The organism is Methylobacter sp. (assembly GCF_030680395.1).
Classification (GTDB): domain Bacteria; phylum Pseudomonadota; class Gammaproteobacteria; order Methylococcales; family Methylomonadaceae; genus Methylobacter_A.
The window spans coordinates 51,050-64,583 of the sequence record NZ_JAUXVR010000042.1 but is presented as its reverse complement, the minus strand read 5'-3'; the positions used below and the strand labels follow the sequence as shown (position 1 = coordinate 64,583).

General features: G+C 46.2%; 14 protein-coding genes. 12 read left to right on the top strand and 2 right to left on the bottom strand.

The annotated features are described in order from the left end of the window. The first annotated feature begins 29 nt into the window (after window positions 1–29). The 7 genes from pheA to Q8L79_RS17235 all read left to right on the top strand — a co-directional run bounded on the left by pheA (window position 30) and on the right by Q8L79_RS17235 (window position 7,267). Entirely contained in the window at window positions 30–1,115 is a 1,086-nt protein-coding gene (gene pheA / locus Q8L79_RS17265) for a prephenate dehydratase (RefSeq protein WP_305273769.1), read from the top strand. Window positions 1,116–1,168: 53 nt separating this feature from the next. Beyond that, entirely contained in the window at window positions 1,169–2,278 is a 1,110-nt protein-coding gene (gene hisC, locus Q8L79_RS17260; protein WP_305273767.1) for a histidinol-phosphate transaminase, read from the top strand. Beyond that, window positions 2,278–3,156, top strand: coding sequence for a prephenate dehydrogenase/arogenate dehydrogenase family protein (locus tag Q8L79_RS17255; protein WP_305273765.1), 879 nt, complete (start codon window positions 2,278–2,280; stop codon window positions 3,154–3,156). The genes hisC and Q8L79_RS17255 overlap by 1 nt, the downstream gene beginning before the upstream one ends. 1 nt (window position 3,157) lies before the next feature. Next, window positions 3,158–4,477 carry a 3-phosphoshikimate 1-carboxyvinyltransferase gene (gene aroA / locus Q8L79_RS17250; protein ID WP_305273763.1) on the top strand — a complete coding sequence of 440 codons (1,320 nt, stop codon included), beginning with the start codon at window positions 3,158–3,160 and terminating at the stop codon, window positions 4,475–4,477. Then, a complete protein-coding gene (cmk, locus tag Q8L79_RS17245) occupies window positions 4,477–5,133 on the top strand; it encodes a (d)CMP kinase (RefSeq protein WP_305273761.1) in 657 nt (218 codons plus the stop codon). The genes aroA and cmk overlap by 1 nt, the downstream gene beginning before the upstream one ends. 102 nt (window positions 5,134–5,235) lie before the next feature. Beyond that, on the top strand, window positions 5,236–6,897 hold the full coding sequence (gene rpsA, locus Q8L79_RS17240; RefSeq protein WP_305273759.1) for a 30S ribosomal protein S1: 1,662 nt from the start codon (window positions 5,236–5,238) through the stop codon (window positions 6,895–6,897). Window positions 6,898–6,961: 64 nt separating this feature from the next. Further along, complete coding sequence (locus Q8L79_RS17235; RefSeq protein WP_006893893.1) at window positions 6,962–7,267, top strand: integration host factor subunit beta; 306 nt, start codon at window positions 6,962–6,964, stop codon at window positions 7,265–7,267. Window positions 7,268–7,336: 69 nt separating this feature from the next. On the opposite strand, the gene Q8L79_RS17230 is transcribed toward Q8L79_RS17235, so the two are convergent. After that, complete coding sequence (locus Q8L79_RS17230; protein WP_305273755.1) at window positions 7,337–7,960, bottom strand: NUDIX domain-containing protein; 624 nt, start codon at window positions 7,958–7,960, stop codon at window positions 7,337–7,339. Continuing rightward, window positions 7,953–9,080, bottom strand: a complete 1,128-nt coding sequence (locus Q8L79_RS17225) for a sorbosone dehydrogenase family protein (protein ID WP_305273753.1) — start codon at window positions 9,078–9,080, stop codon at window positions 7,953–7,955. The genes Q8L79_RS17230 and Q8L79_RS17225 overlap by 8 nt, the downstream gene beginning before the upstream one ends. Before the next feature lie 113 nt (window positions 9,081–9,193). Between Q8L79_RS17225 and htpX the strand changes: the two genes are divergently transcribed. From htpX to Q8L79_RS17200, 5 genes are read left to right on the top strand one after another with little or no spacing between them, the layout of a single operon-like run. Further along, complete coding sequence (htpX, locus tag Q8L79_RS17220; RefSeq protein WP_305273750.1) at window positions 9,194–10,069, top strand: protease HtpX; 876 nt, start codon at window positions 9,194–9,196, stop codon at window positions 10,067–10,069. A gap of 45 nt (window positions 10,070–10,114) precedes the next feature. Further along, complete coding sequence (locus Q8L79_RS17215; protein ID WP_305273748.1) at window positions 10,115–10,345, top strand: DUF2835 domain-containing protein; 231 nt, start codon at window positions 10,115–10,117, stop codon at window positions 10,343–10,345. 60 nt (window positions 10,346–10,405) lie between these two features. Beyond that, complete coding sequence (gene lpdA / locus Q8L79_RS17210) at window positions 10,406–11,815, top strand: dihydrolipoyl dehydrogenase (protein WP_305273747.1); 1,410 nt, start codon at window positions 10,406–10,408, stop codon at window positions 11,813–11,815. Next, window positions 11,812–12,537, top strand: coding sequence for a DUF445 domain-containing protein (locus tag Q8L79_RS17205; protein WP_305273745.1), 726 nt, complete (start codon window positions 11,812–11,814; stop codon window positions 12,535–12,537). Before lpdA ends, Q8L79_RS17205 begins: the two co-directional genes overlap by 4 nt. Then, window positions 12,537–13,313 carry an alpha/beta fold hydrolase gene (locus Q8L79_RS17200; protein ID WP_305273743.1) on the top strand — a complete coding sequence of 259 codons (777 nt, stop codon included), beginning with the start codon at window positions 12,537–12,539 and terminating at the stop codon, window positions 13,311–13,313. The genes Q8L79_RS17205 and Q8L79_RS17200 overlap by 1 nt, the downstream gene beginning before the upstream one ends. The last annotated feature ends 221 nt before the right edge of the window (window positions 13,314–13,534 follow it).

Sequence of the window (13,534 nt, the reverse complement as noted above, 5' to 3'; positions counted from 1 at the left end):
GAAAACCTAAATAATTGAATCAGGCCATCATGTCATCTGTCACACCCCTTTCTGAATTAAGAGACAATATTGATACAATCGACAAGCAGATTCTGCAATTGATTAATCAGCGTGCGTCTTGTGCAATGGAAGTCGCCAAGACCAAGATTGCTCAGGGTGAGCAGGGAACATTTTACCGCCCGGATCGCGAGTCATTGGTATTGCGGCGCATTAAAGACTTAAATCAGGGGCCTTTATCCGATAATACGGTGGCTCACTTTTTCAGGGAGTTGATGTCGGCGTGTTTAGCACTCGAAAAACCTTTGGATGTGGCGTATTTAGGCCCCGAGGGTACATTTACCCAGCAAGCCGCAATTAAACATTTCGGCTCAGCAGTTAAAACCATACCGGCTGCAACCATTAACGATATCTTTAATGTGGTGGAAAACGGCAACTGCCAGTTCGGCGTCGTACCTGTCGAAAACTCTACCGAGGGTGTCATTAGCCATACGCTGGACAGATTTTTGAATTCACCGCTGAAAATATGCGGCGAAGTTGAAATCAGGGTGCATCAAAACTTGTTGGGTCTGGTGGATAGCCTGGACGAAGTAACCGAGGTGTTTTCGCATCAGCAATCTCTGGCGCAGTGTCGGCAGTGGCTGGATACCCATCTGCCGAATGCCAAACGAACTGCGGTCAACAGTAACACCGAGGCTGCAAGATTAGCATCAGCCAATAAACAGGCCGTTGCGATAGCCGGCATTGTTGCAGCTGAGATTTATAAATTAAATGTCATCGAAAAAAATATCGAAGACGAACCCAATAATACTACCCGTTTTATCATTATCGGACAGCAAATATCGTCTTCTACGGGTAACGATAAAACCTCGCTGGTTGTTTCTACAGGCAATCAACCCGGTGCGTTGCATAGAATACTTGAGCCTTTCGCTAGATTGAATATTGGTATGGTGCATATTGAATCCAGGCCTTCACGTCAGGGATTATGGGATTATGTGTTTTTTATTGATATTGAAGGTCACTGTGAAGATGATGATGTCGCCCAAGCTTTGGCACTATTGAATGACAACGTTAACATGCTCAAGCTTTTGGGTTCTTATCCTAAAGCCGTACTCTAACATTTCTTTCTCATCCTTTCGGCATGAGTTTTAAACACTCCCAAACAAACTCCATGAACAACACTGATAAAATTTACAGCCTTGCCGTGGCTGGCGTGCAAAAGCTTATCCCTTATACGCCCGGCAAGCCGATTGAAGAACTTGAGCGCGAGCTGGGGCTTTCTAACATCATAAAGCTTGCATCCAATGAAAATCCTTTAGGGCCTGGAAAAAAAGCCTTGGCTGCGATCCAGGCCACTTTAAAGGATTTGGCCTTGTATCCGGATGGTAATGGCTTTAATTTAAAGCTCGCTTTAGCTAAAAAATATGCTGTCGATATGAACCAGATTACTCTGGGAAATGGTTCCAATGAGATTCTGGAGCTGGTAGCAAGGGCGTTTTTGACGCCGGAATTTGAAGTTGTTTTTTCGCAACATGCTTTTGCAGTATATCCCATAGTAACTCAAGCAGTTGGCGCTACGGCGGTTGTAGCTCCTGCTTTGCATTACGGCCACGATCTGGATGCCATGCTGCAAAGAGTAACCGACAAAACGCGGCTGGTATTTATAGCGAACCCCAATAATCCTACCGGCACATTGCTGGATCATGTCAGTTTGGAGTCATTTATTCAGGCGCTGCCGGACACTTGCGTGTGCGTACTTGATGAAGCTTATTGTGAATTTGTTGGTGATCAAAGCGCCGATAATTCAATCGTTTGGCTGAAAAAATATCCTAATTTATTAATTACCCGTACCTTTTCCAAGGCTTACGGTCTTGCCGGCCTGCGCGTCGGCTATGGTTTATCCAGTCCCCAGCTAGCTGACATCCTGAATCGTGTGCGCCAACCCTTTAATAATAATATGCTGGCTTTAGCTGCCGCCGAAGCGGCGTTAACAGATACTGAGCATTTGCAGAACACTATTTCAGTTAATGCCCAAGGCATGCGATTTATAACCGAAGGCTTTAAAAAACTGGAGCTGGAATGGATTCCATCGGCAGGTAACTTTGTGTTGGTCGACCTGAAACAACCTGGCATGCCGATTTACGAGGCTTTGCTGCGTAAAGGCGTTATCGTCAGGCCGGTCGGTGTCTATGAATTACCCAATCATCTGCGTATTACTATAGGTACGCATGCGGAAAATCAGCTGTTTCTGCAGGCATTAACTGAAATTTTATCTGCCTAATGTTTAACCGGATTTGCGTTATCGGTGTCGGCTTGATTGGCGGCTCTATCGCTCGCGCCGCGCGGCAGCAGAGTTTGAGTAATAACATAGTCGGATATGGTCGTCAGCAGGACGAGCAAAATCTGCAAACGGCAAAGCGGTTGGGCGTTATTGATGACTATACGCTGGACCTGGACAAAGCTGTTCAAGGCGCCGATTGCGTTGTGATTGCCACGCCTGTTGCGAGTATCGAAAGTATTTTTACTCAGCTTAAGCCGTTGTGGTCGGATGATGCAATTTATACCGATGTCGGTAGCACCAAGGGCAGTGTTATTAACGCTGCAGAGCGGGTTTTCGGCATTGTTCCAGATAATCTGGTTCCCGCTCATCCGATTGCCGGAGCGGAACAAAGCGGCGTTACCGCTTCAGTAGACGATTTGTTTCTGAATAAACGATTGATTATCACGCCGGTCGGCAATACCAAGCCGGAAGCGGTGCAAAAAATCCAATGTTTCTGGGAACGGCTGGGGTCGTTGGTGTCGGTGATGGATGTGAGCCATCATGACGGCGTGTTGGCGGCGACCAGTCATTTACCGCATATTCTGGCCTTTGCTTTGGTCGATATGCTCGGCCATAAAGACGAGCAGAGCGAGATTTTTCAATACGCGGCTGGCGGCTTCAAGGATTTTACCCGGATTGCTTCGAGCGATCCGACTATGTGGAAAGATATTTGCGCCGCCAATAAAGACGAGATCATCCCTTTAATTGAGCAGTTAAAGGGAGAATTGGATAAAATACAACGCTTGCTGGAAACTAACGATACCCGGCAACTTTTTGAAACCTTTACGTATGCCAGAAATGCACGGCAACGCTTTCTTGACCAGTTCGATAATAATTAATATGTCAAAATCAATAACATTTCAGGTTCAACCAGGTGGTGTGTTACAAGGCGAGGCACGTGTGCCCGGTGATAAATCCATGTCGCACCGTTCAATCATGCTGGGTTCGCTGGCAGAAGGTGTAACTCATGTAAAAGGCTTTCTCGAAGCGGAAGATGCGCTGGCAACTTTGCAGGCTTTTCGCGATATGGGCGTTGAAATTGAAGGTCCGGTTAATGGCGAATTGACTATACACGGAGTCGGCAAGCACGGCTTGAAAGCGCCTAAAAATGATTTGTATCTGGGCAACTCAGGGACATCAATGCGTTTGCTGAGCGGTTTATTGGCAGGTCAGTCATTCAACTCGGTATTAACCGGCGATAAATCATTGTCCGGCAGGCCGATGAAAAGAGTCACGGAGCCATTGGCAGCAATGGGGGCCGATATAAAAACGACTGAGCGCGGTACGGCACCTCTTCATATTACGGGCAGGGCAGGGCAGTTGGTCGGCATTGATTACGCGATGCCGATAGCCAGCGCACAGGTCAAGTCCTGTCTGCTGCTGGCAGGCATGTACGCGCAAGGTGTAACCAGCGTTACCGAGCCTGCGCCTACCCGCGATCATACCGAGCGTATGCTGACCGGATTTAATTATCCGGTGAAGCAAGAAAGCAATAAGGTCAGCATTACCGCCGAAGGCCGTTTAACAGCAACCGATATTGATGTGCCCAGCGATATTTCATCGGCGGCATTTTTTCTGGTCGGGGCATCGATTGCGCCGGGTTCCGATCTGCTATTAAAGCATGTCGGCATTAATCCTACGCGTACCGGAGTCATCGACATCCTCAGGTTGATGGGCGCCAACATTGAAGTTCTTAATGAGCGCACTGTCGGCGGCGAGCCGGTAGCCGATTTGCATGTTGTTTACAGTCCTCTTAAAGGCATAGATATTCCCGAGACTTTGGTGCCGCTGGCTATTGATGAGTTCCCGGTATTGTTTGTTGCTGCAGCTTGTGCGGAAGGTCAAACACGGTTAACCGGCGCGGAAGAACTCAGGGTAAAAGAGTCGGATCGTATTCAGGTCATGGCGGACGGCTTGCAAATATTGGGCGTAGACGCTCAGTCAACTGAGGATGGCATGATTATTCAGGGCGGTTCGATTGGTGGCGGTGAGGTTATATCGCATGGCGATCACAGAATTGCAATGTCGTTTTCAATTGCCGGGTTGCGCGCTAATTCGCCGATTACTATTCGTGATTGCGAAAATGTGAATACATCATTTCCCGAGTTTAGGGACTTGGCCAAGCGCTTGGGTCTTGATCTTGTTTGCAGGGAAGAATAGTGACTGTTCCTGTACTAACCATTGACGGTCCTAGCGGTGCCGGAAAAGGCACGGTCAGCAGGGCGGTAGCGAAAAAGCTGGGCTGGAACTATCTGGATAGCGGCTCTATCTACCGCTCACTGGCGGTTTCAGCGTTAAAACAACAAGTTGATTTGGAAGATGAAGCTGCCATTGTCAATATAGCCCAGGCGATGATGCTGGAGTTTGATTGCGGTGATGAATTGGTCGTCAGGCTGGATGGGGAAGACATAACCGCCCAACTAGGTTTTGAAAGTACAGGTAATGCTGCTTCCATCGTTGCAGCCCTTCCGGAAGTCAGGAACGTTTTATTGCAAAAACAGAAAGATTTTAAACAGTTGCCGGGACTGGTTGCAGACGGTCGCGATATGGGAACGGTAGTTTTTCCTGAGGCTGAAAATAAGGTGTTTTTAACCGCCAGCTCTACCGAAAGAGCCAAAAGGCGATATAAACAGTTGATAGAAAAAGGGATTGATGCTAATCTAGTAAAAATAACCAATGAGATAGAAGAACGTGATCGTCGGGATATGGGGCGTAAAACCGCTCCGTTAGCTATGGCGAGTGACGCGCTTTATATCGATTCTTCCGATATGACACTGGAATCTGTTATTGAAGAAGTACTGAATTTAATCCGTTAAGGATTTTTTACGTGATCACCTCAAAATGGTTTGGGTGTGGTCTTTTTTTAACTTTGATAAAGAAAAGGCTTGTTCGTGTTTCGACAGGCTTGGGAATGGAAAATGAGCGAAAGCTTTGCTGAATTATTTGAAGAAAGTCTAATCAAGACGGAAATGCGTCCTGGTGCCATGTTAATGGGTACGGTTGTTGATATCGAAAACGATATGGTCATCGTCAGTACGCATTCTAAATCTGAAGGTGTCATTCCAAAATGGCAGTTTCTAAATAACGATGGCGAATTAGAAGTTGCCATTGGCGACGAAGTCGAGGTTGCCCTTGATTTATTTGAAGACGGCCTGGGTGCTACACTTCTTTCTCGTGATAAAGCGAAGAAAAATAAAGCTTGGTCCGAACTTGAAAATGCGTTTGAAAAAGAAGCAACCATTATCGGTCGTATTACCGGTAAAGTTCGCGGTGGTTTCACCGTGGCTGTGGGTGCATTACGTGCTTTCTTGCCTGGTTCATTGGTTGATGTTCGCCCAATCAGAGATACGACTTTCCTGGAAAATCGTGATCTGGAATTCAAAGTTATAAAAATCGATCAAAAACGCAACAACGTGGTTCTGTCTCGTCGTGCTGTTGTAGAAAAAGAATACAGCGCCGAAAGAGAAGAATTGCTGAAAACGCTGGAAGAAGGCGCAGTTGTTACCGGTGTGGTTAAAAATCTGACCGATTACGGCGCGTTTATCGATCTTGGCGGTATTGACGGTCTGTTACACATCACCGATATGGCATGGAGACGCGTGCGTCATCCGTCCGAGTGTGTAGAAATCGGTCAAGAAATTAAAGTTAAAGTTCTGAAATACGACAAAGATAAAAACCGTGTTTCATTAGGCATGAAACAAATGGGTGAAGATCCATGGCAAAACATCGCCCGTCGCTACCCAGCCGGCACACGTGTATTCGGTAAAGTCAACAACCTAACCGATTACGGCTGCTTTGTTGAAATTGAAGAAGGCGTAGAAGGCTTGGTTCACGTTTCCGAAATGGATTGGACCAACAAAAACGTTAATCCTTCTAAACTCGTTCAATTAGGCGATGAAGTCGAAGTTATGGTTCTGGAAATCGATGAAGAACGTCGTCGTATTTCTTTAGGCATGAAACAATGCAAAACCAATCCTTGGGACGAATTTGCCGCAACGCACAACAAAGGCGACAAAATCTCAGGAAAAATCAAATCAATTACTGATTTTGGTATTTTCATCGGTCTGGATGGCGGCATCGACGGTCTGGTTCATATGTCTGATATTTCTTGGGCAGATGAAGGCGAAGCTTCGGTTCGTGAATTCAAGAAAGGCGATGAACTGGAAACTGTTATTTTAGCGGTTGATTCTGAGCGTGAGCGTATCTCTTTAGGTATCAAGCAACTTGAACAAGATCCATTCCAAAACTTCCTGGCTACTCATGAAAAAGGTAGCTTGGTAAAAGGAACGGTTAAAGAAGTTGATGCCAAGGGCGCGGTTATTACTTTAGCTGATAACGTTGAAGGTTATTTGCGAGCTTCTGAAATTCAACGTGATCGCGTTGAAGATGCCAGAACCTTGTTAAAAGAAGGTGATGAACTTGAAGCGAAATTCATCGGCGTAGATAAGAAAAGCAAATCAATTTCTTTATCTATTAAAGCTAAAGATAGCGATGAAGAGTCTCATACTATTAAAGATCATTCTCAGCAAACGATTGGCGCACCTACTTTCGCTGATATCTTTAAGCAGATGGAAAAATAAAAATCATGAGGGGTATGCGCTCATGCATACCCCTTTAATTTTATTTGTTTTCGCAGGATAGAATGTGACAAAATCAGAATTAATTGAAGCACTTGCCAAACATCAGCCGCACCTGGCACAAAAAGATGTAGAAATAGCGGTCAAATGCATCATTGAACAAATGAATCAGGCGTTATCTTCCGGTGAACGAATCGAGATTAGGGGTTTTGGTAGTTTTTCACTACATTTGCGTCCTCCTCGTATGGGGCGTAACCCTAAAACAGGTGAATCAGTAGCATTATCAAAAAAACATGTACCGCATTTTAAGCCTGGTAAAGAACTACGTGATCGAGTAGATGCTTCACGGGAAAAATGCAAGATAGTTGACTAATAGTTAGTGCGTTGAAGCTCTGTAAAACTTATGCAGAGCTTTAATGTTACAATTTTTGAGTAAAAAGCGTTAAAGCCTTACCCCTTCCTTTTTTATACCCTCCCATTTTAGTTTAAGTGTCTGCCTATTCAATGCCAGCCATTGAATCGCGATAATGGGTATTGCCGATTCTATGTCGCCATTTTCCAGCATCAGATAGGCCTCATCAAAATCAACAGCGCGTACCAATATATCTTCATCTTCATGGTCTAAGCCATGAATGCCGCCTACTTGAGTGCTGTCCACTTTACCGCAAAACAGGGTGATCCATTCCGATGAACCGCCCGGCGTGGTATAAAACTCATTGATGACCATCAATTGCTGAATTTCGCAACCCGCCTCTTCCAGAGACTCCCGATAAGCGACTTCCTCGGCAGATTCACCCTCCTCAATTGCTCCTGCAACAATCTCCACAAGCCAGGCTTTATCAGGATTTAAAATTGCGCCTGTTCTGAACTGCTCGATCAGCACCACCTTGTCGGCATGAGGATCATATAACAAGACCGCAACGCAGCTGCCGCGCATGAATAACTCGCGAGTTATTTCAGAGCTCCACCCTCCGCCAAACATCGTGTGTTTAAGGCGATATTTTTCCACGCGGAAAAACCCTTGATAAATGATTTCCTTGTTTAGAACTTCAAATTGTTTATCCATGGTTGCCTTTGTATTCAACTTTATAAATGACTCCGAGTTTATCATCGCTAATCAACAAACTGCCATCCGGCATGTCCAGAATATCGACAGGGCGTCCAAGAACCTCGTAATCCCGGGTTAACCAGCCATCGATAAAAACTTGTTCCGAAACGGGTTTACCTTGGTTTAATTTTATCAAAGCAACCCGATAGCCCTGCGGTGTAGACCGGTTCCATGAGCCGTGCTGAGCTACAAATAACTGATTATTAAACTCGGCAGGAAATTGTTTGCCTCGATAAAAACGCAGTCCCAGCGGCGCCATATGCGCTTTAAACTTCCATACCGGAACGCTAAATTGTTGGCATGTTTTATCTGCTGCAAGATCGGGATCAGGAAGATCACCGCCATGACAATAAGGAAACCCAAAATGTTCACCGGTAGTAGTCCATTGATTAAGCTCATCGGGCGGTAGGTCATCGCCCATGTAATCGCGGCCATTATCGGTAAAAAACAAGACATTGGTTTCCGGTTGCCAGTCAAAACCCACCGAACTTCTGATACCTCTGGCAAGAATCTCAAAGCCGCTACCGTCGACATTTAACCTGACCAGCGAAGAATAGATTGGTTTTTCAGGTTCGCAAATATTACACGGCGCTCCAACGGTAGTGTACAGCTTATTGTCGGGACCAAAGCGCAGATACTTCCAGCCGTGATGCTGCTCTGATGGAAATTGATCGTAAACTACAGCGGGTTTAGGCGGTTTAGTTAACTGCTGCGTGATACGGTCAAAACGAATAATGCGATTAACCTCCGCCACGTAAAGAGAACCGTCCTTATAAGCAACGCCATTAGGCATGAATAAATGGCGGGCGATGACATAACGCTGATCCGCTACGCCATCGTTATTGCTGTCCTGTACGGCGTAAATCGCGCCTTCAGATCCCGTTCCTACAAACACCACGCCGTTATCGCCCAAGGCCAAGCTGCGGGCATTGGGCAGGTTATCGGCAAAAACAGACAGGGTAAAGCCTGCGGGCACATGCAGTCTCTTTAAAATGTCCTGATGACTTTTTTGCAACGCATAAGTTAAACAAGGATTAATTAAAAACAAGGCAAACAATATTACTTTTATAATATTCATGACAATACCCTCCATTAATAAACTTTAAGTTATATTAGCATTCTTAGGAGGGTTGGAATGTGTTATTCAACCCCCATATCGATTAAATCTTAACTTACAAAAGGCTCAAACATATGATGCGCATTTTTCTTTTTATTGCAACCAATGCGGCGATATTGGTTGTGGTCAGTATTGTTTTTAATGTTTTAGGCTTGAGCAGCACTCTGGATGCTCAAGGCATAGACCTTAACCTGAACGCTCTTTTAGTTATGTCGGCAATAATCGGTATGACCGGTTCCGTTATTTCTTTGGCAATGTCTAAATGGTCGGCAAAAAGGGCAATGGGCGTACACGTTATCGACCAACCCCAAAATCAAACCGAGCAATGGTTGCTTGACATCGTGGCTAGACAAGCCGGACAAGCCGGTATAGGCATGCCGGAAGTCGGCATATTCCAGACTCCTGATGCCAACGCCTTTGCTACCGGCATGAGCAAAAACAGCGCGTTGGTCGCGGTCAGTACCGGCTTACTGCAAAACATGAATGCCGATGAAGTTGAAGCAGTTGTCGGTCATGAAATCAGTCATGTTGCCAACGGCGATATGGTAACGATGGCGTTAATGCAGGGTGTGGTAAATACCTTTGTTTACTTTTTTGCGACCATTATCGGTCACCTTATCGACCGGGTTGTATTCAAAACAGAACGGGGTTACGGTCCGGCTTATTACATCACCCAAATGGCGGCTCAAATCGTTTTGGGAATTCTGGCTTCCATGCTGGTCATGTGGTTCTCCCGTTACCGGGAATTCAAGGCAGATGCCGGTGGCGCAAATCTGGCCGGACGGGAAAAAATGATCGGCGCTCTGCGTGCCTTACAGCGCGGACACGAAGCGGAAGACCTGCCGGGACAATTGGCCGCTTTCGGCATTAACGGCGGTGGCGTGAGTAAGTTGTTTATGAGCCATCCGCCATTGGAAGAGCGTATTGCCGCGTTGCAAAATAACCGTTAACTCAATCTATGCCGGACAGTCTATGTCCGGCTTGTCTTTCATATCATGACCCAACATCAATACATCCGCTTTGCGCTAAAATTATCATACGACCAATACTTTAAGGTCTATCAAGGCATTGCCAAAAACATTTCCGTTATTGCCGACGATGGCAGAAGAATCGCTTTTCCGGCGGGCAGGATTCAAACTTTTTTGACCAAACAAGGCATCAACGGTTATTTTGAAATGGAGCTAACGCCCGAAAACAAATTCGTCAGCATTAAAAAACTGAAATAAAGCGTCGTTTTTTATCGGCCTTTCAGGTACCGATAAATCCTCATTACTTTAATTGAAGGTGTGCAATTGAAAACAGAAGTTCTGGTGCTGGGCGGTGGCCCTGGAGGTTACACGGCGGCATTTCGTGCGGCCGATTTAGGTAAACAAGTCACATTAGTTGAACGCTATCCGGTTTTAGGCGGGGTTTGCTTGAATGTCGGCTGCATTCCTTCAAAAACCCTGCTGCATGTGGCGGCGGTGCTAAATGAAGCTAAAGAATTAAATCCTGCCGGGATCAGTTTCGCTCAACCTGACATCGATTTGGAAAAACTGCGTAGCTGGAAAAACAACATCAGTTCCCAGCTAACTACGGGCTTGGCGGCGTTGGCAAAGCAGCGCAATGTAACGATTGTTAAAGGCATCGGGCGATTTGTTTCCGACACGCAGGTATTGGTTGAAGATGGTGACGATACCCAAACCATAGCGTTTAAACAGGCCATTATCGCTGTCGGCTCACAGCCGATAAAAGTACCATCGTTTCCCAATGACGACCCCCGATTGATGGATTCCACCGATGCACTCAATCTTGAAAGCATCCCGAAAAAACTGTTGATTATCGGCGGCGGCATCATAGGCCTGGAAATGGCGACCGTTTATAACGCGCTGGGCAGCAAAATCACCGTGGTTGAAATGCAGGATCAGATTATCCCCGGCTGCGACAAGGATCTGGTCAGGCCGTTGATGCAGCGGATCAAAAAACAATACGACAACATTTTCCTGGAAACCCAAGTAAAAAATATTGAAGCGTTGCCGGAAGGCTTGAAAGTCAGCTTTGGAGGCAAAGACGCACCCGAAACCGATGTATTCGATAAAGTACTTGTCGCAGTCGGCAGACAGCCTAACGGTTATTCAATCGATGCCGACAAAGCCGGGGTTAATGTCGACGAGCGCGGATTTATCAGCGTCGATAAACAACAGCGCAGCAACGTGAAACATATCTTTGCGATTGGTGATGTAGTAGGCAACCCTATGCTGGCGCATAAAGCGTCGCACGAAGGCAAGATAGCGGCCGAAGTGGTTGCCGGGATGTCAACCGAGTGGCGGGCATTGACCATTCCTTCAGTAGCTTATACCGATCCGGAAATAGCCTGGATGGGTTTGACCGAAAATGCCGCCAAAGCGCAAGACATAGCCTACGAAAAAGCCGCATTCCCTTGGGCGGCCAGCGGACGATCATTAAGCATAGGTCGTAAAGAAGGCGTGACTAAATTGCTTAGCGACAAACAAACCGGCCGTATTCTCGGTGCAGGCATCGTCGGCACGAATGCCGGTGAGTTAATCGCCGAAGCCGTATTGGCTTTGGAGATGGGGGCTGGCGTTGAAGACTTGGCCTTAACGGTGCATGCGCATCCAACTTTGGCAGAAACTCTGGGCTTTTCGGCGGAAATGATCGAAGGCACTATCACTGATTTATTTATCAAGAAACGATGAAAGAAAAACTATTAAATAAAAGCTTTGTTACCAATTTTCTCTCGGTTGTCCTCATTGCTATCGGCTATGTTAGCCCGGTGCAACCGGAATTAATCAAATCCATCGGTTTTTTTGCCCTGTCAGGGGCCATTACCAATTGGCTGGCTATTTACATGTTGTTTGAGAGAGTGCCTTATCTATACGGTTCCGGCGTTATACCGGCCCGGTTTGAGGAGTTTAAACTGTCGATCAAACAGCTGATGATGGAGCAGTTTTTTACCGCCAACAACATTGAACAGTTTATTGAAACCGAGGAACAACAAGGCAAAAACCTGCTGAACCTGGAGCCTTTGTTGAATGCAGTCGATTATGACAAGGTTTACGAAGGACTGGTATCGTCCATTATGGGGTCTTCTTTTGGCGGTATGTTAATGATGATGGGCGGCGAAGAAGCGTTGGCGCCGTTAAAAGAGCCGTTTACCGAAAAAATGAAAATCACCTTAACCGAAATGGTCGAGTCCGACCGATTTAAATCCGCATTAAAGCAGGGGCTGGATGCGCACAAAATCGGTAGCGATATTGTCGGAAAAATTGAAACAGTCATCGATAAACGCCTGAGTGAATTAACCCCGCAACTGGTCAAGGAAATGGTTCAGGCTATCATCCGCCAGCACCTTGGCTGGCTGGTTGTTTGGGGAGGTATATTCGGCGGTTTGATGGGCGCATTATTTATTTTCGCCTGATGGAAACGATACAATTGGCTTTTGAGGAATTCGGCAATCCGGACAACCGTCCGTTAATTATCCTGCATGGTTTTTTTGCCTCGTCGCGTAACTGGCGGCAAATAGCTCAAAGGTTATCTGCACGGTTTCATGTTTACGTGCCGGATATACGCAATCACGGCGCATCGGAGCATCATCCGTTAATGGACTATCCGTCCATGACTGCTGATCTATTGCGGTTTATTGAGGAACGCGGCTTGGAAACAGCCAGTTTTCTGGGGCACAGCATGGGCGGTAAAGTAGCCATGTGGTTGGCGCTTACAAATCCGGACAGGGTGCATAAACTGATTGTGGCCGATATTGCACCGGTCAGCTACAAACACAGTTTCGATAACACCGTTCAGGCATTAAAAGCGCTGCCGCTGGCTGAAATCAGCAACCGCAAACAGGCCGAAACGCTGCTGGCGGCGCACATACCCGAACTGGGGTATCGCCAGTTTCTGTTGCAAAATCTCATCCTAAAAGACGGCAACTATTGCTGGCGACTCGATCTGGATATTTTTCAGCGCATGGCGCCCAATATCGCAGCTTTTCCCAATGCCGATCATTTAGCTCCATTTACCGGCAAGGCCTTGTTTATCGCAGGAAGCGATTCAGACTTCGTTAAGCCTGAAGATATAAACTTATTATTCCCGGAGGCGGCTTTCAGCACCATAGCCGACGCCGGACATTGGCTGCACGTACAACAACCGGATGCTTTTACTGTACTGGTTGAAGATTTTTTAGATCTTGAATAAACATAATTACTTAGGCGATATCCGGTAAATAATATACCGATGCATATCGGCTTTTTTATTCACCACGAAGATACAAAGAAAAACATAAACTTTGCATCTTCGTGGTGAATAAAATGCATAACTCCGGATATGCTTTCCTGGAAATCACCTGAGTAGTTACAATCGCTCTTTTAGAAGGGCAGGGATAATCAAATACTGCGCACAGCATTTGATTTTTAATG